General features: G+C 54.8%; 19 protein-coding genes and 1 pseudogene. 13 read left to right on the top strand and 7 right to left on the bottom strand.

Annotation, left to right across the window (positions count from 1 at the left end):
• Positions 1 to 10 precede the first annotated feature (10 nt).
• The gene (locus tag ABE528_RS00950; RefSeq protein ID WP_152958386.1) at positions 11 to 1,135 is read right to left on the bottom strand and encodes a sensor histidine kinase; all 1,125 of its coding nucleotides are present in this window, start codon (positions 1,133 to 1,135) and stop codon (positions 11 to 13) included.
• Between the two features lie 161 nt (positions 1,136 to 1,296).
• Positions 1,297 to 2,181, bottom strand: coding sequence for a homocysteine S-methyltransferase family protein (locus ABE528_RS00945; RefSeq protein WP_346651952.1), 885 nt, complete (start codon positions 2,179 to 2,181; stop codon positions 1,297 to 1,299).
• Positions 2,182 to 2,299: 118 nt separating this feature from the next.
• Between ABE528_RS00945 and ABE528_RS00940 the strand changes: the two genes are divergently transcribed.
• From ABE528_RS00940 to ABE528_RS00930, 3 genes are all read left to right on the top strand, one after another.
• A complete protein-coding gene (locus tag ABE528_RS00940) occupies positions 2,300 to 3,121 on the top strand; it encodes an ABC transporter substrate-binding protein (protein ID WP_346651879.1) in 822 nt (273 codons plus the stop codon).
• Positions 3,118 to 3,939 carry an amino acid ABC transporter permease gene (locus ABE528_RS00935; RefSeq protein ID WP_346651878.1) on the top strand — a complete coding sequence of 274 codons (822 nt, stop codon included), beginning with the start codon at positions 3,118 to 3,120 and terminating at the stop codon, positions 3,937 to 3,939. The genes ABE528_RS00940 and ABE528_RS00935 overlap by 4 nt, the downstream gene beginning before the upstream one ends.
• A gap of 253 nt (positions 3,940 to 4,192) precedes the next feature.
• Positions 4,193 to 4,852, top strand: coding sequence for a Bax inhibitor-1 family protein (locus tag ABE528_RS00930; RefSeq protein WP_346651877.1), 660 nt, complete (start codon positions 4,193 to 4,195; stop codon positions 4,850 to 4,852).
• 19 nt (positions 4,853 to 4,871) lie between these two features.
• Here the strand turns inward: ABE528_RS00930 and ABE528_RS00925 are convergent, their stop codons facing one another.
• Positions 4,872 to 5,069 (bottom strand): DUF1737 domain-containing protein, encoded by a 198-nt coding sequence (locus ABE528_RS00925; RefSeq protein ID WP_346651876.1) that lies wholly within the window; start codon positions 5,067 to 5,069, stop codon positions 4,872 to 4,874.
• Positions 5,070 to 5,510: 441 nt separating this feature from the next.
• On the opposite strand from ABE528_RS00925, the gene ABE528_RS00920 reads away from it, so the two are divergent.
• The 4 genes from ABE528_RS00920 (at position 5,511) to ABE528_RS00905 (ending at position 7,737) form a co-directional block, all read left to right on the top strand.
• Positions 5,511 to 5,753, top strand: a complete 243-nt coding sequence (locus ABE528_RS00920) for a hypothetical protein (protein ID WP_060513428.1) — start codon at positions 5,511 to 5,513, stop codon at positions 5,751 to 5,753.
• A 103-nt stretch (positions 5,754 to 5,856) separates the two neighbouring features.
• Positions 5,857 to 6,123 carry a DUF3077 domain-containing protein gene (locus ABE528_RS00915; protein ID WP_079228827.1) on the top strand — a complete coding sequence of 89 codons (267 nt, stop codon included), beginning with the start codon at positions 5,857 to 5,859 and terminating at the stop codon, positions 6,121 to 6,123.
• 120 nt (positions 6,124 to 6,243) lie between these two features.
• Positions 6,244 to 6,516: a DUF3077 domain-containing protein gene (locus ABE528_RS00910; RefSeq protein WP_346651875.1), complete on the top strand. Its 273-nt coding sequence runs from the start codon at positions 6,244 to 6,246 to the stop codon at positions 6,514 to 6,516.
• Positions 6,517 to 6,573: 57 nt separating this feature from the next.
• Positions 6,574 to 7,737 carry an AAA family ATPase gene (locus ABE528_RS00905; protein ID WP_346651874.1) on the top strand — a complete coding sequence of 388 codons (1,164 nt, stop codon included), beginning with the start codon at positions 6,574 to 6,576 and terminating at the stop codon, positions 7,735 to 7,737.
• A 147-nt stretch (positions 7,738 to 7,884) separates the two neighbouring features.
• Here ABE528_RS00905 and dcm read toward each other — a convergent pair whose 3' ends face one another.
• Positions 7,885 to 9,684, bottom strand: a complete 1,800-nt coding sequence (gene dcm, locus ABE528_RS00900; protein ID WP_346651873.1) for a DNA (cytosine-5-)-methyltransferase — start codon at positions 9,682 to 9,684, stop codon at positions 7,885 to 7,887.
• On the opposite strand from dcm, the gene ABE528_RS00895 reads away from it, so the two are divergent.
• From ABE528_RS00895 to ABE528_RS00875, 5 genes are all read left to right on the top strand, one after another.
• A complete protein-coding gene (locus ABE528_RS00895; RefSeq protein ID WP_346651872.1) occupies positions 9,596 to 10,042 on the top strand; it encodes a very short patch repair endonuclease in 447 nt (148 codons plus the stop codon). The two genes, dcm and ABE528_RS00895, sit on opposite strands and share 89 nt — an antisense overlap.
• Positions 10,043 to 10,225: 183 nt before the next feature.
• Entirely contained in the window at positions 10,226 to 10,447 is a 222-nt protein-coding gene (locus ABE528_RS00890; RefSeq protein WP_346651871.1) for a hypothetical protein, read from the top strand.
• 38 nt (positions 10,448 to 10,485) lie between these two features.
• Positions 10,486 to 12,357, top strand: a complete 1,872-nt coding sequence (locus tag ABE528_RS00885; RefSeq protein WP_346651870.1) for a hypothetical protein — start codon at positions 10,486 to 10,488, stop codon at positions 12,355 to 12,357.
• Positions 12,354 to 13,178, top strand: a complete 825-nt coding sequence (locus ABE528_RS00880; RefSeq protein ID WP_346651869.1) for a hypothetical protein — start codon at positions 12,354 to 12,356, stop codon at positions 13,176 to 13,178. Before ABE528_RS00885 ends, ABE528_RS00880 begins: the two co-directional genes overlap by 4 nt.
• Before the next feature lie 3 nt (positions 13,179 to 13,181).
• Positions 13,182 to 13,934, top strand: a complete 753-nt coding sequence (locus ABE528_RS00875; RefSeq protein WP_346651868.1) for a DUF6339 family protein — start codon at positions 13,182 to 13,184, stop codon at positions 13,932 to 13,934.
• 529 nt (positions 13,935 to 14,463) lie between these two features.
• On the opposite strand, the gene ABE528_RS00870 is transcribed toward ABE528_RS00875, so the two are convergent.
• The 3 genes from ABE528_RS00870 to ABE528_RS00860 all read right to left on the bottom strand — a co-directional run bounded on the left by ABE528_RS00870 (position 14,464) and on the right by ABE528_RS00860 (position 16,609).
• Positions 14,464 to 14,619 carry a hypothetical protein gene (locus ABE528_RS00870; protein ID WP_346651867.1) on the bottom strand — a complete coding sequence of 52 codons (156 nt, stop codon included), beginning with the start codon at positions 14,617 to 14,619 and terminating at the stop codon, positions 14,464 to 14,466.
• Between the two features lie 480 nt (positions 14,620 to 15,099).
• Complete coding sequence (locus ABE528_RS00865; protein ID WP_346651866.1) at positions 15,100 to 15,804, bottom strand: hypothetical protein; 705 nt, start codon at positions 15,802 to 15,804, stop codon at positions 15,100 to 15,102.
• Positions 15,794 to 16,609 carry a hypothetical protein gene (locus ABE528_RS00860; protein WP_346651865.1) on the bottom strand — a complete coding sequence of 272 codons (816 nt, stop codon included), beginning with the start codon at positions 16,607 to 16,609 and terminating at the stop codon, positions 15,794 to 15,796. Before ABE528_RS00860 ends, ABE528_RS00865 begins: the two co-directional genes overlap by 11 nt.
• A gap of 754 nt (positions 16,610 to 17,363) precedes the next feature.
• Between ABE528_RS00860 and ABE528_RS00855 the strand changes: the two are divergent.
• A pseudogene (locus ABE528_RS00855) lies at positions 17,364 to 17,777 on the top strand (hypothetical protein); the annotation flags it as partial.
• Positions 17,778 to 17,828 lie beyond the last annotated feature (51 nt).

Raw genomic sequence — 17,828 nt, 5'->3', positions numbered from 1 at the left:
GCAAGGGGCGTTAAACGGTAGACAGGATGACCTCGAATGTCGTCCCCTGCTCCGCTGTTGACGCGACCTCAATCCTGCCGCCATGGCTGGCGACAATCTCGGCCGCGATGAACAGCCCCAGCCCAAGCCCGGCAGCTGAGCCCCTTTCGCCCTCCGCATAGCTGGAATACCTGCCTTCCGGCTTGAACAGATAAGGCATCACTTCTTCGGGAATGGGCGCCCCCGAGTTGTGTACGCTGACACGGGGAACACCGGCTTCATGGGCCAGGGAGACATGGATTGGAAGCGTCGCATCGCCATGGCGCAGGGCATTGCCAATCAGATTGGAAAACACCTGGGCCATCCGTTCTGGGTCAAACTGGCCAGTAATTGACGCGGCCTCCTTCAACACGATGCTCGCCTCAGGGGACGCCGCGCGCAGTTCGTCGATGACTGAACGACAGATCGCATTCAGTTCCACCTGCTGCGGGTGCACCGGAATGCCCGTACCCAGATTGCAGCGCGCCAGATCCAGCAGGTCGTTGACCATGTTGTTGGCCCGGCGAGCACTGTTGCAAACCTGGGACGCAAGCAGCTTCACCTTCTCACCTGAATCATCCTGGTGCAGGATCAGGTCGCCCGCCATGAGCACCGCGCCCAAGGGCGAGCGCAGGTCATGGCCAAGTACGGCCAATACCATTTTCCGGGTTGACTCCACAGCGGCACCGTAGGCTGCAACGGACTCGACCAGCGCCTGGTCTACCGCCTCGTTGAACCGGATCATGTCCTGAACGTGATGCGCATCGCGCAGGGTTTCTTGTGCCAGCCATAGAGAGAGAACACTGGAGCGCAACGCCCGGTATTCAGCGACCATCTGATCCATGGAAAACCCAGCAATCAAGCGAGTGACGGCATGGGACTGGGCTGCCGTGTCACTGGACTGCTGAGGGCCCCTGCCTTGCGCTTTCTCGGCCTGTTGATAAGGGGTTTGAGCAGTGCGCATGTCGGCGGCAACGGAACGCAGAATCTTCTCGGAATGGTTTCTGAGACCGGTTGAATCCTGCGTGGGCAAATCTGTCTCGACCGAACGTGCAAAATCTTCCCAAGCCTGGAGAATGCTCTCCATATCGCTCTCGATGAAGTCGTACAGTCTCATTGCGGCCCTCGTCCCATCTCCCACCAGACGTCAAACCAGACTAGACCAATGCGTGAAACGGGCAAAGAAACCGCTTGCACACTTTGCCTCTGCTTTGGAAACGACTTGTTATAAACCGCACCTCGTTGGCAAGCGCACCTGAGAGTCGCCGGCGTTGACGGTCAAACCAGGCCGCGCTTGATCTCGGCGATATGCTCCGGGCCGATGCCACAGCAGCCGCCGATCAGGCTCGCCCCACGCGCACGCCAGTCGCGGGCCCACACCAGGTAGCCCGGCGGGTCGAGGTCTTCACGCAGCTCATCCAGGCCATCGTTGGCGGTGGCTTCCTTCGGTTGCGGCGGGAAGGCATTGGCGTAGGCGCCGATGGCGATATCCGCCTGGCGGGCTTCGATCACCGAGCGCGCCACATCCAGCGCTGCACCGATGACTTCAGGCTGGCTGCAGTTGAACAGCACCGCCGCAACGCCCAGGCCTGCCACCGCCTCGATGGCATCGGCCACCGGCTCGCCGGAACGCAGGCGCGGCACGGCGTCGACGTCTTCGTCCTGTAAGGTGAACGACACCCAGAACGGCTTGCCGTCCGCTGGCAGATGGCTGTGAATGGCCCGCACCTCGGCGATGGCGCTTTGGGTCTCTGCCAGCCACAGGTCCACATGCGGCGCCAGCCCCTGCAACAGCGGCGTCAGCACCTCGGCCACCCGCTCCGGCTGGAACAGGTCTGGCCGGTAGGAACCGAACAGCGGCGGCAACGACCCCGCCACCTGCACCGGCTGCGCACTGGCATCGGCCGCCCGACGGGCCAGCTGGCCCGCCACCGTGGCCAGTTGCAGGCCCTCCTTGGCAAACCGCTCCTCGCCGATATGGAACGGCACCACCGCATAGCTGTTGCTGGTGATCACCTGCGCACCGGCGGTAATGAACGCCGCATGCACACCGACTACCGCCTCGGGGGCCTCACTCAGGGCCAGCGCCGACCATTCGGGCTGACGGAACGGCGCGCCGCTGCGCTGCAATTCCCGCCCCATGCCACCGTCCAGTACTACCATCGCTCGTTGTTTCATATAACTACTCTGAAGGTTCTTATGAATAAAATTCATTATGTAGGAATCATTTATAACTATTTAATACTCTAATCCAGTTTTGGCCAACTTTTCAGGTATTTACATGCGCGTCCCTGCCCTGCTTGGCGCGAGCCTCCTGTTGCTCGCTACCGCTACTCAAGCCTTTGCCGGCACTACCCTTGAGCGTGTCGAGACGAACAAGGAACTGGTAAACGTGCTGATGGAAAGCTACCCGCCGTTCTCGTTCCTCAACGCGCAGAACCAGCTCGACGGCTTTGATGTGGACGTGGCCAAGGCAGTGGCGCAGAAGCTCGGCGTCAAGCTGCGCCTGGAAACCCCCTCCTGGGACGTGATCGCCGCTGGCCGCTGGAGCGGGCGCTACGACATCTGCATCTGCTCGATGACCCCGAGCAAGGCCCGCGCCGAAGTGTTCGCCTTCCCGGTGGAGTACTACGCCTCGCCCGCCGTCATCGTGGTCAACGCCAAGGATGAGCGCATCCACACCGCCAAGGACCTGGACGGGCGCAAGGTCGGCCTGACCGCCGCCTCCAGCTACGAGAGCTACCTGAACAAGAACCTGGTGATCGAAGGCGCCGAAGACCGCCACATCGACTACCCGTTCGAGGCCGTGCAGATCGCCCCGTACGACACCGACAACGTCGCCTTCCAGGACCTGGGCCTGGGTGCAGGCGTGCGCCTGGATGCCATCCTCACCAACCTGGTGACCGCCAAGCCGCGCCTGGACCAGGACAACCGCTTCAAGCTGGCCGGCGCCCCGCTGTATGAAGAGCCGAACTCGGTGGCCATCGAAAAAGGCGACCCGGAGTGGGATGCCAAGGTGCGCCAGGTGTTCGCCGAGCTGAAGGCTGACGGCACGCTGGCGCAGATCTCGCAGAAATGGATCGGCGCCGACATCAGCAAATGAGCACCTTCCCCCCTGCCCCCAAACCCGTGGCTCGCGCCACGGTTGCCGGCTTGTTCGGCTTTCGCACCCGGCTGTACCTGACCTGGCTGGCACTGTTCGCCCTGTTTGTGGCGTTTTTCCTCAGCTTCGATTTGAAGTTCGCGATCATCCTGGAGAAGTTCCCCAACCTCGCCGGCTTCAAGCTCGGGCCCAACGGCTTTTTGCAGGGCGCGGCCCTGACCCTGTTCCTGTGCCTGTGCTCGATGGTGGTGTCGGTGGCGTTCGGCTTTGCCGCGGCGCTTGCGCGGCTGTCGAACAGCGCGGTGCTGGTGGGCATCGCCAGCTTCTACACCTCGTTCTTCCGCGGCACCCCGCTGCTGATCCAGATACTGCTCATCTACCTCGGGCTACCGCAGCTAGGCCTGGTACCCGGCGCCATCAGCGCCGGCATCATCGCGTTGTCGTTGAACTACGGTGCGTACCTGAGCGAGATCTTCCGCGCCGGCATCCTCGGCGTGGCCCGCGGCCAGCGCGAAGCGGCGCTGGCGCTGGGCATGCGGCCGGTGCAGATCTTCTGCAGCATCGTGCTGCCCCAGGCCATGCGGGTGATCATTCCGCCTACGGCCAACCAGTTCATCTCGATGCTCAAGGACTCGTCGCTGATCTCGGTGATGGGGGTTTGGGAGGTGATGTTCCTGGCGCAGTCGTATGGGCGCTCAAGCTACCGATACCTGGAGATGCTGACCACGGCGGCGGTGATCTACTGGGTGTTGTCGATCTTGCTGGAGCTGGTGCAGGCACGGCTTGAGCGACACTTCGGCAAGGCCTACCAGCGCTGACCTGCCCGCCCCACTCCCCCTGTAGGAGCGAATTTATCCGCGATGGGCCGCAAAGCGGCCCCAACAACCCAAACCCCAGCCCGCCCCCCTTCAATCAGTCTGAGGGCAGCGTCACGGCCCTTTCGAATCCCCTCTTGTCTCTTCAATAGAGATGCAGCCATATGCCATCCTGATCGCTCATCGACAAAGCCCCGTGCCCCCCCACCACCGGCCTTGTCGTTGCCCGGACACTCAGCAAAGGAAAGCCCTGCACATGATTGAAAACGACACCTTCAACCGGGTCGGTACCAACCACCAGATCTCCGCCAACGCCTACAACCTCATCCTCGGTGCCGTGCTGCTGTGGGGTTTTGCGGTGAATTGGTACCTGGTCACCACGGTACCGGCCGAGGTCATGCTGGCCATCCCCCAGATAGCGTTCCTCATTGGCTACTTCGTCCTGGCGATGTCCGGCGTCGCCCTTCTCTCCGCTTCGCAGGAGCCGATGTACAGCTTCCTCGGCTATAACCTGATCGTGTTGCCGGTCGGCCTGCTGCTGGTGGTGGTGCTGCCTGATTACTCGCACGAGATCATTGTCCAGGCGGTGCAGACCACCATCCTGCTCACGGCGGGGATGATGATACTGGGGACCTTGTTCCCGGCCTTCTTCAAACGGATCGAGTCGTCACTGTTCATTGCCCTGTTGGTGTCGATCCTTGTCGAGCTGGGCCAGGCGTTCTTTTTCGGCACCCACCTGGCGGCCATGGACTACATCGTCGCTGCAATCTTCTGCGGCTACATCGGCGTGGACTGGGGGCGTGCCAACCGGATCGAGCGCACCGTCGACAACGCGATTGACAGCGCTGCGGCGCTGTACCTGGACATTATCAACCTGTTCCTGCGCATTCTGCGGATCATGGCCAACAAGAAGTAACGAACGCCGAGCTGACTTATCAAGACGAAGCCAAGTGGGTACCCGGCCAGGTCACAGCCTGCGCTACGATCACGTCCTTCCCGTTGAACGTGAGTGCAGGCCCGCCATGGAGTTGATAGCCCAGCTTCAAGGCATCACTGACCCTGTGGCAAAAGGAGGCATCGTCGGGGCCGGTCAGCACGCGGTAAATCGGTAATCCATCTGGTGGTTGAGTCATTTGATCGGTCCTCGCGATAGTAGGTGTGTTTCGAGAGTACTGTTAACTATCGGGGCATGGCTACGCGCCTGATCATTTTGGGGACAGTCTTCGATACATGCTGTTACGTCTAACGGCCAAGAAAATCGGATTTAGCCCCTTTCTTGTAGGACGCTTCCCAAAGATACTGTCGACGCCTGTTTTCCGTTGCATACGCTAATAGTGGACTCTAGTCTCGGGACGTCGTTGTTATGCAACGACCGGGTTTAGCCGCCCGATATCGTCGGACACCACAGCCATGCAATACCGAGCAATCGGCATTAGCGCCTTTATGGTGGCTGTGCGTGGGGCACCTTCGGGTGCGCCGGGTGCCTGACGTCCCGGTCGGCTAACCCGCGTACAGCTGCCACCTATTCGTTTAGCCGCGGTTGGTGGTTGCTCTATTACGACAGGAGCCACACCATGCTGAAGATCGTTCCCGATCCGCCCCACAATCTCCACTCCCTCGAAGACACGCTGATGATGGCGGCTGACTACGCACTTTGCGCGGAAGTCGTTGCCCAGCAGGCGATGTTGATGCAGCCCAAGTCACCCGTGTCGTTGCTGATCATGACGTCAATGCACGAGCTCGAAACCCTGCGCAAATTGCTCGAATCCGCGCTGGTTCAAATCCAAAAACCAGCCGATCCGCAGACGCTGCATTAACTCGCATCATGATCCTGCCTGGTCTGACGCTTTCGTCTTCGGGTCCCCAGCTTGCGAGCGATTGGGCCAGCCCAGGCAGCTACAACTTCAGGGAGATCAACCAATGGCCACAGAAGAAACCAAATTCACAGTCGGCAAAACCACCTTCTACCAAGGTGATAACCAGACCCATCCCCTCTTCCGCATCGAACCCGGTATCCCTTGCCAAAGCGCCCGCGAACAGGCCTCTGAACTGATGGGCTACGTCCGCGACCTGACCATCGACGGCCTGATGGAAGACAAACCCCAGCTGCTCTGGGCCTCGCACTACCTCAGCGCCCTGGCCAAGGCTCTGCTCGACGATGCCGAACTGGGCATGATGAAAGATTGAAAGAGATTCGCCACCGGCACCGCCGCTTTCATTCATGTGGGAGCCGCGCTTGCCGGCGATGGGCCGCAAAGCGGCCCCAACAATCCAAGCCCCTGCTCCAACCTCCAGGAGAATTAGCCAATGCTCCAAATCAACACCCCGAGCTGTTCAAGCGACAATAGCTCCAGACCATCCCAACGATTGCTAACCGCCATCCCCGGGATACCCACCACCCAAGCCAAAGAACAAGCCTCGAAATTGCTGGACTGCGCCCGCTACCTCAACCACACCGGCGTCATGCTAGGTGACCACCGAAGGGTCGCTGCCTCCCACTACCTAAACATGATGGTTCGGGCCCTGTTTGATGAACTCGAACACAGCCGCCCCCACTCCCGAAGCCGAGCTGACCGGTAGTAACGCCAACCCAGTTCGGCCACAATCGGTCACTCAGTTCAAGCTGGGACGCACCGGATGCTCACCACCCTCGCCATCGGCAACTACCGCTCGATCAATCACCTTGTGTTGCCACTAGGCCAACTTAATCTGGTGACGGGTGCCAACGGCAGCGGTAAATCCAATCTCTACAAGGCCCTGCGCCTGCTCGCCGAAACCGCCCAGGGCGGCGTGATCGAAGCACTTGCCCGTGAAGGCGGACTGGATTCGACCTGGTGGGCCGGGCCTGAGATGAGTGCACGCATGAAGCGCGGTGAGGTGCCCATCCAAGGCCAGCATCCGAGCGACGTCAAACGCCTGCGCTTGGGTTTTGCCACCGAGGATTTCGGCTTTGCCATCTCGCTCGGCCTGCCGATTCCCCTGCCCTATCCCACTGCATTCATGCTCGATCCCGAGATCAAGTCTGAAGCCATCTGGGGTGCTGGAGCCTACCGCCCCTCTTCCTTGTTGGTAGAGCGCAAGAACGCCATGGTGCGTGCCCGGGAGGGCAACAGCTGGACGGTGCTCGATCAACATGCCGATAGTTGTGAGAGCTTCTTCAACATCGTCGGACGCCCCCGCCAAGCGCCAGAGATCGGCGAGCTGCGGGCGTTCATCAACAGCTGGCGGTTCTACGATCACTTCCGCATCGACCGCGATGCGCCCTGCCGCCAGCCCCAGCTGGGCACCCGCTCGCCAGTGCTGCACCACGATGGCCGCAACCTCACTTCGGCGCTGCAGACCATCATTGAGATAGGTGAGGTGGAAGACCTCGTGGCCGCGCTGGAGGATGCATTCCCCGGCAGCCGCCTGGAGATCGACGCGCAACCGGGCGGCCTGTTCAGCGTGAGGTTGCACCACCACAGGCTACTGCGACCGCTGGGCGGTGCCGAGTTGTCGGACGGGACCCTGCGCTATTTGTTGCTGATGGCCGCGCTGCTGACGCCACGGCCGCCATCGCTGATGGTGCTGAACGAGCCGGAGACCAGCCTGCATGCCGACCTGCTTCCGGCGCTGGCGCGGCTGATCATCCGCACTTCGCAACGTAGCCAAGTGTGGGTGGTGTCGCACAGCAGGCCGCTGATCGAGGAGCTGACGGCGTGTGAGGGGTGCAATGTGCTGGAGCTGGAGAAGCACCAAGGACAGACACAGTTACGGGGGGTTGGGTTGCTGGATGAGCCGTTGTGGCGGTGGGTGGAGTGAGCCATGGCGGTGGCCAAGGTCAGTCCAATCCACCTAGGAAACCAAAGACGTCAACTATAACTTCCCCAGAGTCCCTTTCCCATAGTGCCTCCGGGTTTTACCGCGACTGTGCCGGTTCGTATCTGTGCGACACAATGCTTCCGTAGACTACTCGACCAAAGCACAAGCCCCCGTGCTGTCCTTCTGTGCGGTCGCTTTAGCTTCGTCAAACGCCTTCACCTTGCCGGCCAGGATTCGGAACACGACGCCAGCAATTTTGTTTGCAAGGAGCGGAGGCACTGCGTTACCAACCTGATGAAACTGCTCTGTCCTGTTACCTTGGAAGTAATAGTTGTCCGGGAAGGTCTGTATACGTGCAGCTTCACGCACCGATAAACTACGGCACTGAGCAGGGTCGTAGTGGATAAAGTAATGCCCATCCTTGGAGATATGGCTGGTGATAGTGGTTGCTGGATGATTCTTTACCTGTACGCGGAAGCGATCACTGAATACCCCAGTTTCCCAGTTCTTGTGATTTGGTGCCAAACCTTCCAGATTGAATCCTTTGTGCCCTTTGGGTGAGAAGCCATGCAACTTGGCGTAAACGGCAGCAAACATGTAGCGACGTAGGTCACTTTCCATATGGCCACGCGCTTCGTGGTTTAACCAATATTTGAGTTTGCTATCTATGTACCAAGTATCTAGGGCCTTAATACCGGTTGCACCATCTATATGGGCTTCCGATCGCCTAACACGCCGCCCTCCAGCATTTTCGGGCGCCTTGAACTCGCTCTTGATCCTTCCCAGTTCATCCCACATATCCCTGGGAAGTCCAATCTGGCTCCGGAGATAGCTCACCACGTCATTGTCAATAACAGAAGCCCAGCTCTCCCTACTGTCCGGCACCTTGGTCAAACTGCTACGCAGTTTCGGCAAATCATCCAGGATCTGGCCTACAGTGACTCTCCCGCCATCCCCCTCGAGCATCACATGTCTCAGTTCGGCGGGTATGGAGTCTTCCGCGATCCCAAGCAGGATGACACGATGTCGAGCTTGCGGAATTCCATATTTCTCGGCTCGGATGATGAAATCCCTAGGGTCGATTTTGCTGACCTCATCATCAGGCCCAAAATGGGCACCTGTTACAAGTGAGTAGATGTGATAGCGCTTGCCTTCACCAACACCAAGCAAAGCCTTGTGAGGATTGGAGAGGTCTTTCAGGATACTGGAGAAAATCAGCTCGCCGTTAATCTTCGAAGACAGGATACCCTTCACGTTTTCCATCACGAAAACGGTTGGCTGCTTTTCCCGGATGATTCGCAAATATTCCTTATAGAGAAAGTGACGGTGATCTTCCTCCGCCTTGTAGTCTACCTTAGCCTGATTCCGCGCACGACCGACAACCGAATACGCCTGGCATGGTGGCCCGCCGATAAGCACCCAAGGGCGCTTTTCATCCAAGCCAGTGATGGGATCATCCAAGGCTTCATCCAGCTCCTTGTTTCCCTCAAGGCTGCCCAATTCAATGCACCTGGCTTCGCGTGCTGCTTCTTCCCAAAGCGGCAGGGTCTTTTCCGAGGGTGTGAACTCGATCCTCGAAGGGTCGTTGCAGTAGTCGTAGTACTCGTGCAGGCAGTCTTTCTTGTGTTTCCTGAGCAGACGGTAAAACGCTCTGAGACGAAGGGTTTTATGGGCTTTTTCATCCTTCTCTGCGGACACGACGATCTGGAAACATTCACCGTTGCCATATGAGGTAACGCCCTCTCCAAGCCCGCCCGGGCCGGCAAACAGGTCTACTACCTGAATCGGCTGAGCAAGTCTATCTGACAGCTCAACAGGTGTATCCTCAGTGAGGTCTAACGGCATCTGGTCTTGATTCATGGACATAGTCAGTAAGGAAGTCAGGTCTCGCATGATGGCGGGCATCCGGGGCATCAACACGTCACCAGAAATGAAGGTACGACGCATGCTACACCGGCAAGGCTTCAGATATCGCCTTCACCAAGAGGACCTTCCTGGGAAGCCTGATCTGGTGCTACCTCGCTATCGGGTCTGCATTTTTGTTCACGGTTGTTTCTGGCACAGGCATCCGGGGTGCCGCAATGCCACCACTCCACGTACCCGCCAAGATTTTTGGCAAGCTAAATTTGAACAGAACGTTTCACGCGACGCCAGGACAAAGCAGCAACTGCTAGCCCTTGGCTGGCGGGTCATCGAACTGTGGGAATGCGGCATTCGTGGCCCAGAGTCCGGTATGGACTGGCTCTTTGAAGCAATCCTCGATTGTAACCAAAAATGCCTGTCCTGGCCCGACATTCAAGCATAAGCGCCCTCACCAGCAGCCCATTCCTAGCCTCGTGCACTCTCGGCGCACTGCGCCCATATGAAAACGACTATCAATAACAGCAAACAAGCTGCGCTCGACATCATCCCATGCTTGACAATTTACAAACATTTTATAAATATTTCGGAAATGTTGTAGGAAAAAACTGAAAATTCAGAGGGTTCTATGGACGCAAAACGGGAAAAATTCATTCGCCTTGCTGAACAGAGGGTAAACAGATCACTGAATGACCTGAGGCTTATCGGAAACCTTTCGAACAGAAATGCCTACACCTTTACAGATGACGATGTAAAGAAGATTTTCAAGACGCTACAGAAAGAGCTTGATCAGGCAAAAGCTCGCTTCGCCGATGCGGATAACTCTTCAGGTGGCGACTTCAAGCTTTAAGCACGTCAGCAACTGGTTAACTGTACGGACACCTGAATATGAGCACACCAATACTTGAATTCCTGAAAAATGAGGCTGGCGAGCAAGAAGGCCTTTCAGATGCCGGGATCGAAACATTTCGTGACGATCCCTATGCTAGCTGCGCCAGGGAAGCAGGCCAAAACTCTAGGGACGCCGGCCTGAGTAACGGGGCACCAGTCCGCATGACTTTTGACCTCACTCAGGAGCCCTGCAGAAATCTCCCTTTTTACGACACCCTTGCGGCTGCATTGGATTGTTGCTATAGCCAGGCTCACACGGAAAAGGAGAAGGAATTTTTCAAGAACGCGTGTGCCGTCGCGTCCCAAGATACGATTCCTGTGCTCAGGATTTCAGACTACAACACCAAAGGATTGACTGGGCCTCCGGAAAAAATCGGCTCGGTTTTCAATTCTCTCCTCAAGTCTTCGGGAATCAGCACCAAGGACAGTGAGACCTCTGGTGGCTCCTACGGCATTGGGAAGAATGCAACATTTGCGGTTTCTGACCTGCAAACCGTGATGTATTCCACTCTCTACATCGGAGACCAAGGAAAACCATGTTTTGCCGCACAAGGTAAAGTCAAGCTGGTATCCCACCAAGATGAAAATGGCGTCTATCGTCGCGCAACTGGATATTGGGGATATCCAGACGGTTTTCGTGCAATTTCTGAACAATCTCTTGCACCAGCGTGCATGAAAAGATCAGAGATCGGCACCTCCATTCTCAGCGTCGGATTTCGAGACTCTCCGAAATGGGCAGAGCGAATGACCTACTCGCTCGTTTCAAACTTTTTCGTAGCGATTCAGAAAAACGAGATGGAGTTCGAGGTGGACTCCGGAAGAATAAAAATAAACAGCAACACACTTGAAGGCTTGTTATCTCGTCAAGACATCATGGACGCCGCAGATGAGTCAGGCCACCTGAGCGAACTCGAGTTCGCAAGACAGCTTTATCGCTGTTTGGTTTCAGAAGCTGCGACAGAGGAGATAATTGACATACCCGAACTAGGTAAACTCAATGTTCGAATATTGACCGAAGTTGACATGCCAAGACGCGTAGGCTTTGTTCGGAACGGAATGCTGATCACTGATAACCTTCGAAACTTTGGCCATGCATTCTCAAGCTCTCGTTTCTCCGGAGCTGATTTTATCGCACTAATCCAGCCCTGCGATGAAAGTTCTGGAAAACTCCTGAAAAAGCTAGAAAACCCTGCACACAATGCTTTTTCTGCAGAACGAATTTCTGCCCCGGAAATCAGACGCTCTGCTGAAAAGGCTATGCGTAGCTTAGGAAAAAAGCTACGACAAATGATCACGACATCAACCACGGTCCATGCAGAAGACTCATTGGTTCTGGATGAGCTTGGAAAATTTTTTGCCTATCATGGCAAATCAGAACCCGAAGCTGATCCGTTGGCTGAGAATGACCCTGAGACCTACACCTACTCGGCGACGCGGACGAACACTCAAAGGAGAAATATTCCCACTAAGGGAACTGAAGGTTACACGCATTCTGGAAATGGAGGCAATGGTGGACAACGAAGAGGCCGAGGCAATGTTGGCGGCGGCGGCGCAGAAAGGCCAATCAGACGAACTGCAGTCAACCTAGAGGACGTTCGAAACCGTTTGGGTGACACGACCAAAAGGAGGACTTTATATTTCAGCGCCCCAGTATCAGGGCGCTTGGAGCTAAAGATCCAAGCTACCGGCGTTAATACGCCAGAACCTTTGCACCCGAGCAAAGTAGAGGCGGCCATTATCAAGGACGGAAAAATACTAGTAGATGTCATAGAAGGAGAACGCAAGATTATCTCTATTGAATTTGGCGAAGCGTATGACGGCCCCATAGAAGTGGAAGCATTCAGTTCTGAAGAGGTGTCAGCCGAATGAGAATCACAGAAAAAACACGTTTCCCTCATCCGGTATTGAGCCCGAGCACAGGAGACTATGTCTCCGGCGAGTTCAGCATGGACATCCAAGTACAGGAGAACCGCTCCACTGGCTCTGTTACCCTAGAGCACGCTATCACGCTGACTGAGCCAAACATTCGCGCCCTAATAGAAAGCAATCAAGCTACAGTCGGTTGCTTCATAAAATGCGGCGATACATTCTTTACTAGCCTGAGGACCATGGCTTGGCCTACTGGTGTTTCTGACTTTAAACCCGGCTTACTATTGAATCGGGTTACATTTCAACCTATCATTTGGTTAAAATCAGACACAATCCAGTGGGATGCTGAAACCATCCACCCCGAGTTCGCCCCCCCTATTTCACTCAACACCGGTGAAATCTTAGCAGTTGGCGAACAACTTGTAATTAGTGTTGGGCAGGCAAAACTCAAGCCAATCGAGAGCATATTCAACCTCATCAAATCGGAAAAGCTCTCCGATGGCCAGATCAAGATTGAGCTAAACAGCAATCAGATATCCATCCAGGTTGACACGAAAACATTCAATAGCATTGCTCAGCTGAGAGAACAAAAAAACGGCAAGGCAATACTTTTGAATGCTATATACCTACCTGCAGTAATGGAAGTACTGGACATCCTCCGATGCGCAGACGAGTACGAGTCATTCCGCTGGCACCAACCATTCCTTGCAAAGTGTGACGACAAAGGAATTCGCATAGATGAAAGCATGTCCATATTCAATGCTGCGCAGTTGCTATTAGAGTATCCCGGCCGCAACCTTGGCGCACTAACAGGAGAATAACCCTTGACCGCCTCCCCCCTTAAATATGTTGCACAGTCGGTAGTCGATTCTCTTAGAGACAACATCACTACCAATAGAGACAGATATAGCCATGGTGATTTTCTTGTGCTGAGCGAGGAGAACGGCTGGGAGATTACTAGCGACAAAGTCAGAATTGATATTGAAGCGCTCCAATGTTTAGATGGGACTGCCGCGACCGCTGAGGCGGATATAGAAAACTCCCTAATCGTTTACAAAGCCATCGAGGGGATGACGCCCGCCCTAGCAAGGGAGGAAAGGGTCTGGGTGCGCCTTTGCCACATTGAATGCCTGCACTACGCCCGTGCACGCTGGGTAAAGAAGTCTGAGGGCGAAGATCTGGACAAGGCTGTAAAAGATCACTTCTTTGCGCAGGGCCGGACTGGAATTCGTGATGACAATGCCATCTCACGGCTTTGGTGGAATATGCACATCGCTACAATCGCAGAGCCAAACGCCCCAGAGGCAGCCCTTCGCTTGATACTTAAAACAGCAGATATTCGCCAGGCTATTGTTGAACGCCCAAACACTGCATCGAGAGAGCCACTTGTGCGGGCACTAGTTCGCGCAATGCATTTCAACCCTTGGATAACCTCAACAGAGGATTCATTTCGAGAGTTCATGAAAGAAATGAATAGAGATGCGGGAGGAATTCTCTTCGAAGCTATTAGCGATTCAGATGCGGATGCGGCTCTTGAGCAGTATGCAGAAAATGCTAAACGCCGCCTGATATCCTGACCCTACCCCATTGGATTTAAGCCACTCGCTGCCAACCAATAGTTCCTAGTCAACGATCGATATTAATTTTGCGATTACTTCTGCACCTAGCTCGCCGTGTCCTGATTTTTTAGGGAAGTGCAGTCTCACGGCGTTCGTGGTAACTTATTGATACATGTTCAACCGAGGTTTTTTCCAGGTCTGGCGCTTACTTTGCCTGGGAGCAGCTCCGACGCGAGGAACAAACGCTAGCCTCATAGATGCCCTTAAGACTTAAGAATGGTCTACCCTTGTGACGGATTACGCAGCATTCTACATTCATAGCCAGCATCCAATAACCCGTAAATCCTTCACAAACAAAAAAGCCACCCGAAGGTGGCTTAGCTTGTTTAAATCATGGTCGGGACGGATTGACTCGAACACTCACCCCCTTGCACCCCACGCAAGGCCAGCACCTGTAACCACATGATATAACAAGTCTTTCCGTCGTGTGCTCGCTGCAACGAAGCTCAACGGTGACGAACCGATCCGAACGAAGTCACTTCAAAAGTCACTGAGCATTGGTCTGAGCCGATGCCTTCCCAGCCGAAGGTTTCACCAGCTCATTTGTTTTCTGCTCGAGGCATTCCCGCTTTTTGTCGGGGTCAGAAATATTGTCGCATTCGCCAACTGCGTCGATCTGAACGCTTTCGGTCTTGATTTTCATCCACGTGCCGACACCGACGCCGATAGCGAGAACGACCAACAGAATTCTGAAGGGGACATCAACATCTCCTCAATTTTTTGGGCCCTTGAAGTTCCCACACCGTAGCGCACAGCGCAAGTCAATTTCCTCCACGGCGTTCTGCCGACCGTTTCACTTCATTCTATACGCCTACTCGCTGCGATGGCGAATTCCGTTAGGCACCGCCTCGCACGCCTGCCCAGCCACTCGACTTCGGCCAAGTGCTTCGCCGAGGCTTCCCGCCATCTGGTTAAGCTCTACAAGCAATTGGGTCTTGTCTCGCGCTGCTGGGCAAAGATGAGATCACAGGTAGCTCCCCTACCACGCTGCAGTCGATCGATTTGCTGCTGCAGCCCGACACCAGCAGCCCGATACCTAGATTGAATCCCTATCCCCCAAAGGGACCGTTATGAGGAGTTTGACGGAGTTGCTGATTTTTGACACGACTGATTGATTAAGACGCTAACTGTAACCCTCTAAAAGGTCAACAATCCCTTTTTTCTCAAAAAAACTGCACTTGCTGAATGGTTTCGTGACTCCCCATTCTGTGTGCAGCTTGGCGATGCAAATCAAATAAATAATACATGCGGGCAGCATTCGCGTAGCAATTGATATATATTTATCTTTCTCGCTAGCTGGCGCGCTCTCATCAATGAAGGCAAAGAGATTTCCAAAGCTTTTTATCGCATTAAAACAGATATCCCCATGTGTGTCGTCGAGCTCTTGAAATGACTCACTAGGATCATGTCCGTCTTCTCTGCGTTTGGAGAATTCTTTTTCGATGAATTCGAATGCCTTGAGGCCCGCCATGGTTTTTGATCCGTGCGTAACTTCGGCGCTTTTACACTCATCTAGGCAAAGGTTGATAAGATTAAAAAAAGAGCTTTCAAAAATCTGAATTCTAGCTACTAACTTCTGATCTTCAAAGCTCTTTTTTGCGTCCTCCGCCTGTTTTACGGCGACCGCAGTGGCCTTCCTTTGTAGTGCAAGAGTTTCAATTAGCAGTACTGTCGAAATAAAAGTCAGTATGGGGTTTATATTCCCCCCGATGAAGTCACCCATCGTCCCCAGACTGCCGCCGTTAAGTGGTTCATCTAAGAGATAAAAATAGATGAAATACAGGCAGCCTAGCAAGGTGCTTACTATGACTGTTATATTAACCTTCATTGGCAGGCTGGATTTTTTGAATCTGGTGAATGCGGAAATATTTCGTTGACTCATCGTTCAACGTCACACGTGTCACCTCGGCACGTAAAGGTATGAACTCATTGTCGGCTACGCCTCTCAAACTAGCAATTATATCTCGTTTGACTGATCGGGTGAGCGTCATCGAAGGGACGAAGCTGTATGAGTCCTCATCTAAATCAAAAATTAGCCTCCCTGTGCCTGTTCGGGCATTGAATCGACTAATGCCGACAACCAGAACCTCTTTCTCCGCACTTGGGATTTCTTCTTCCAAGTAACTTAGTGATTTTTGGTTGAACACTGCAAGCGGCGTCTGGCCCGCATAAAGTGTGGCCTTATATCCCTGATGCTTTATCGGCGTGTGAACTTCTTTAAGCGAAGTGGTGAGGCGATGTGTGATGTCTTCGCTGAAGTACATCTTGCGCGCTTTTGCTATTGCAGTGCGCCTAGTGATTTCTACATCATTTCCGGTTACTTGGTTGATCGTGTGCTTGAGTAATTGAAGGTAGCTTTTTGCACCTAGCGTTGTAATTTTCGAAACTGTTTCTGGTGAAGTAAAGGTGATTCTGAATCTTTGCTTGAAAGAGCCTTCGAAACTGGTTTTGAAACGATTCTTGAATCCCTTTGCTGCGGTGGACTTACTAATGAAACGCTCGTTGACGATGCCGTGTGTTGCAATGGCGATGGCCTCAGAGATTCCCTGCATTGAGCGGGCGCCGTAATACATGTCGAGACCGTCAAACTCATTTTCGTCTGAGTCATAGACGACCGAAAAATCAAAGTCCATTTAGCTCTATCTCTGTGCTGGCAGTGTTGCACGAAAAGTACCTAAACCGCCAAACCCTGTCCAGCGATGGCTTACGCTTTCAACTCATTTTCTAATAAGGAGGCGTGTGACCCTAGTGTCAAGTCTGGACCCTACTCATCCCGCTCAAAGGGATTTTCGTAAGTTTATCTACCTAGCGTGGAAACACCCTACCCCTTCCCGTACTACTCAAGCCCGCCGACATGCGCGGGCATGGAGAGCTATTGCTACGATCATCGACGACGTGTGGACCGACAAGATCACAATACACGGCCTGGGCTTTGTCTAGGTGCAGCTGCAGGGTGAGCAGCGCCTGCACCTGTGGCACCCAGAGCTGCCCCGCCGCAGCTGCTTTGAGCACTCGGCAATCCACGATCACCGCTTTGTTTCGTCTCGCGAGTGCTTACCGGCGAACAGATCTACCACCGCTATGAGCCTCTGCGCCATGCCGAAGGCGAGTTCGTGATGTACCTGCATGAAGGCAATCGCCAGCAGGGCGGCGGTCGACCATGGACGGCAGACGGCAGAGCCGACATGGTTCACCAAGGCACCGACCTGGTTTACGCGGGTGGCGAGTACCGGACAAGCGCGTATGACTACCACCGCACCGAGCCAGGCAGAGATGGCCGAGTCGCCATGATCATACAGACGCATATAGATGATTAGGCGTTGGCGCCTTTATACGGGTCCGGAAGGCTGACAGCGTGCTGCCGGACGGGACAATAAAGTAGGGAGTGAGCGTGCAATTCGCGTGTTGTGGTTGGCTTGCAGGAAGCGACGGGACGAAGAACGCAGGACTTGGCTCAACAGCAATCCGCTGTTAACCAAGCTCGAGGAGAAGTAAGCGAGCCGAAAGCCATACCCCATGACCTGGTAGGACCAATCGATTATTTTCGAAGAGTTGCCAGACCACCTGCGACGGATGAGCCTGTTCAAGGTGAACACCGACTGCCGAGAGCAGGAGGTATGCAAGCTGAGGTGGGATTGGGAAATTTATGTGCCCGAGCTGGACATAAGCGTCTTTCTTAGCGTGACCTTTCACTACTCCGGCGCGGAGCTTGGTCAGCTGATTGAGGCAGCAAACAAAGTTTCAACTACTGACTCCAGAGGGCCAGTGCTGACGATCTCGAAGTGGAGGACTGGAATGTGAAAAAGGCGAAGTCACTCGAAAGTCACTATGCCCAGAAACAACAAAGCCACC

This window comes from Pseudomonas sp. TWI628 (assembly GCF_039673865.1).
Classification (GTDB): domain Bacteria; phylum Pseudomonadota; class Gammaproteobacteria; order Pseudomonadales; family Pseudomonadaceae; genus Aquipseudomonas.
The sequence above is the reverse complement of the archived record's forward strand: the minus strand, read 5'-3'. Positions and strand labels throughout refer to the sequence as shown.

Coding starts and splice junctions, on each gene's coding strand:
- ABE528_RS00950 (WP_152958386.1), bottom strand. CDS start 1,135: ATGAGACTGTACGACTTCATCGAGAGCGATATGGAGAGCATTCTCCAG.
- ABE528_RS00945 (WP_346651952.1), bottom strand. CDS start 2,181: ATGGTAGTACTGGACGGTGGCATGGGGCGGGAATTGCAGCGCAGCGGC.
- ABE528_RS00940 (WP_346651879.1), top strand. CDS start 2,300: ATGCGCGTCCCTGCCCTGCTTGGCGCGAGCCTCCTGTTGCTCGCTACC.
- ABE528_RS00935 (WP_346651878.1), top strand. CDS start 3,118: ATGAGCACCTTCCCCCCTGCCCCCAAACCCGTGGCTCGCGCCACGGTT.
- ABE528_RS00930 (WP_346651877.1), top strand. CDS start 4,193: ATGATTGAAAACGACACCTTCAACCGGGTCGGTACCAACCACCAGATC.
- ABE528_RS00925 (WP_346651876.1), bottom strand. CDS start 5,069: ATGACTCAACCACCAGATGGATTACCGATTTACCGCGTGCTGACCGGC.
- ABE528_RS00920 (WP_060513428.1), top strand. CDS start 5,511: ATGCTGAAGATCGTTCCCGATCCGCCCCACAATCTCCACTCCCTCGAA.
- ABE528_RS00915 (WP_079228827.1), top strand. CDS start 5,857: ATGGCCACAGAAGAAACCAAATTCACAGTCGGCAAAACCACCTTCTAC.
- ABE528_RS00910 (WP_346651875.1), top strand. CDS start 6,244: ATGCTCCAAATCAACACCCCGAGCTGTTCAAGCGACAATAGCTCCAGA.
- ABE528_RS00905 (WP_346651874.1), top strand. CDS start 6,574: ATGCTCACCACCCTCGCCATCGGCAACTACCGCTCGATCAATCACCTT.
- ABE528_RS00895 (WP_346651872.1), top strand. CDS start 9,596: ATGGACATAGTCAGTAAGGAAGTCAGGTCTCGCATGATGGCGGGCATC.
- dcm (WP_346651873.1), bottom strand. CDS start 9,684: ATGCGTCGTACCTTCATTTCTGGTGACGTGTTGATGCCCCGGATGCCC.
- ABE528_RS00890 (WP_346651871.1), top strand. CDS start 10,226: ATGGACGCAAAACGGGAAAAATTCATTCGCCTTGCTGAACAGAGGGTA.
- ABE528_RS00885 (WP_346651870.1), top strand. CDS start 10,486: ATGAGCACACCAATACTTGAATTCCTGAAAAATGAGGCTGGCGAGCAA.
- ABE528_RS00880 (WP_346651869.1), top strand. CDS start 12,354: ATGAGAATCACAGAAAAAACACGTTTCCCTCATCCGGTATTGAGCCCG.
- ABE528_RS00870 (WP_346651867.1), bottom strand. CDS start 14,619: ATGAAAATCAAGACCGAAAGCGTTCAGATCGACGCAGTTGGCGAATGC.
- ABE528_RS00865 (WP_346651866.1), bottom strand. CDS start 15,804: ATGAAGGTTAATATAACAGTCATAGTAAGCACCTTGCTAGGCTGCCTG.
- ABE528_RS00860 (WP_346651865.1), bottom strand. CDS start 16,609: ATGGACTTTGATTTTTCGGTCGTCTATGACTCAGACGAAAATGAGTTT.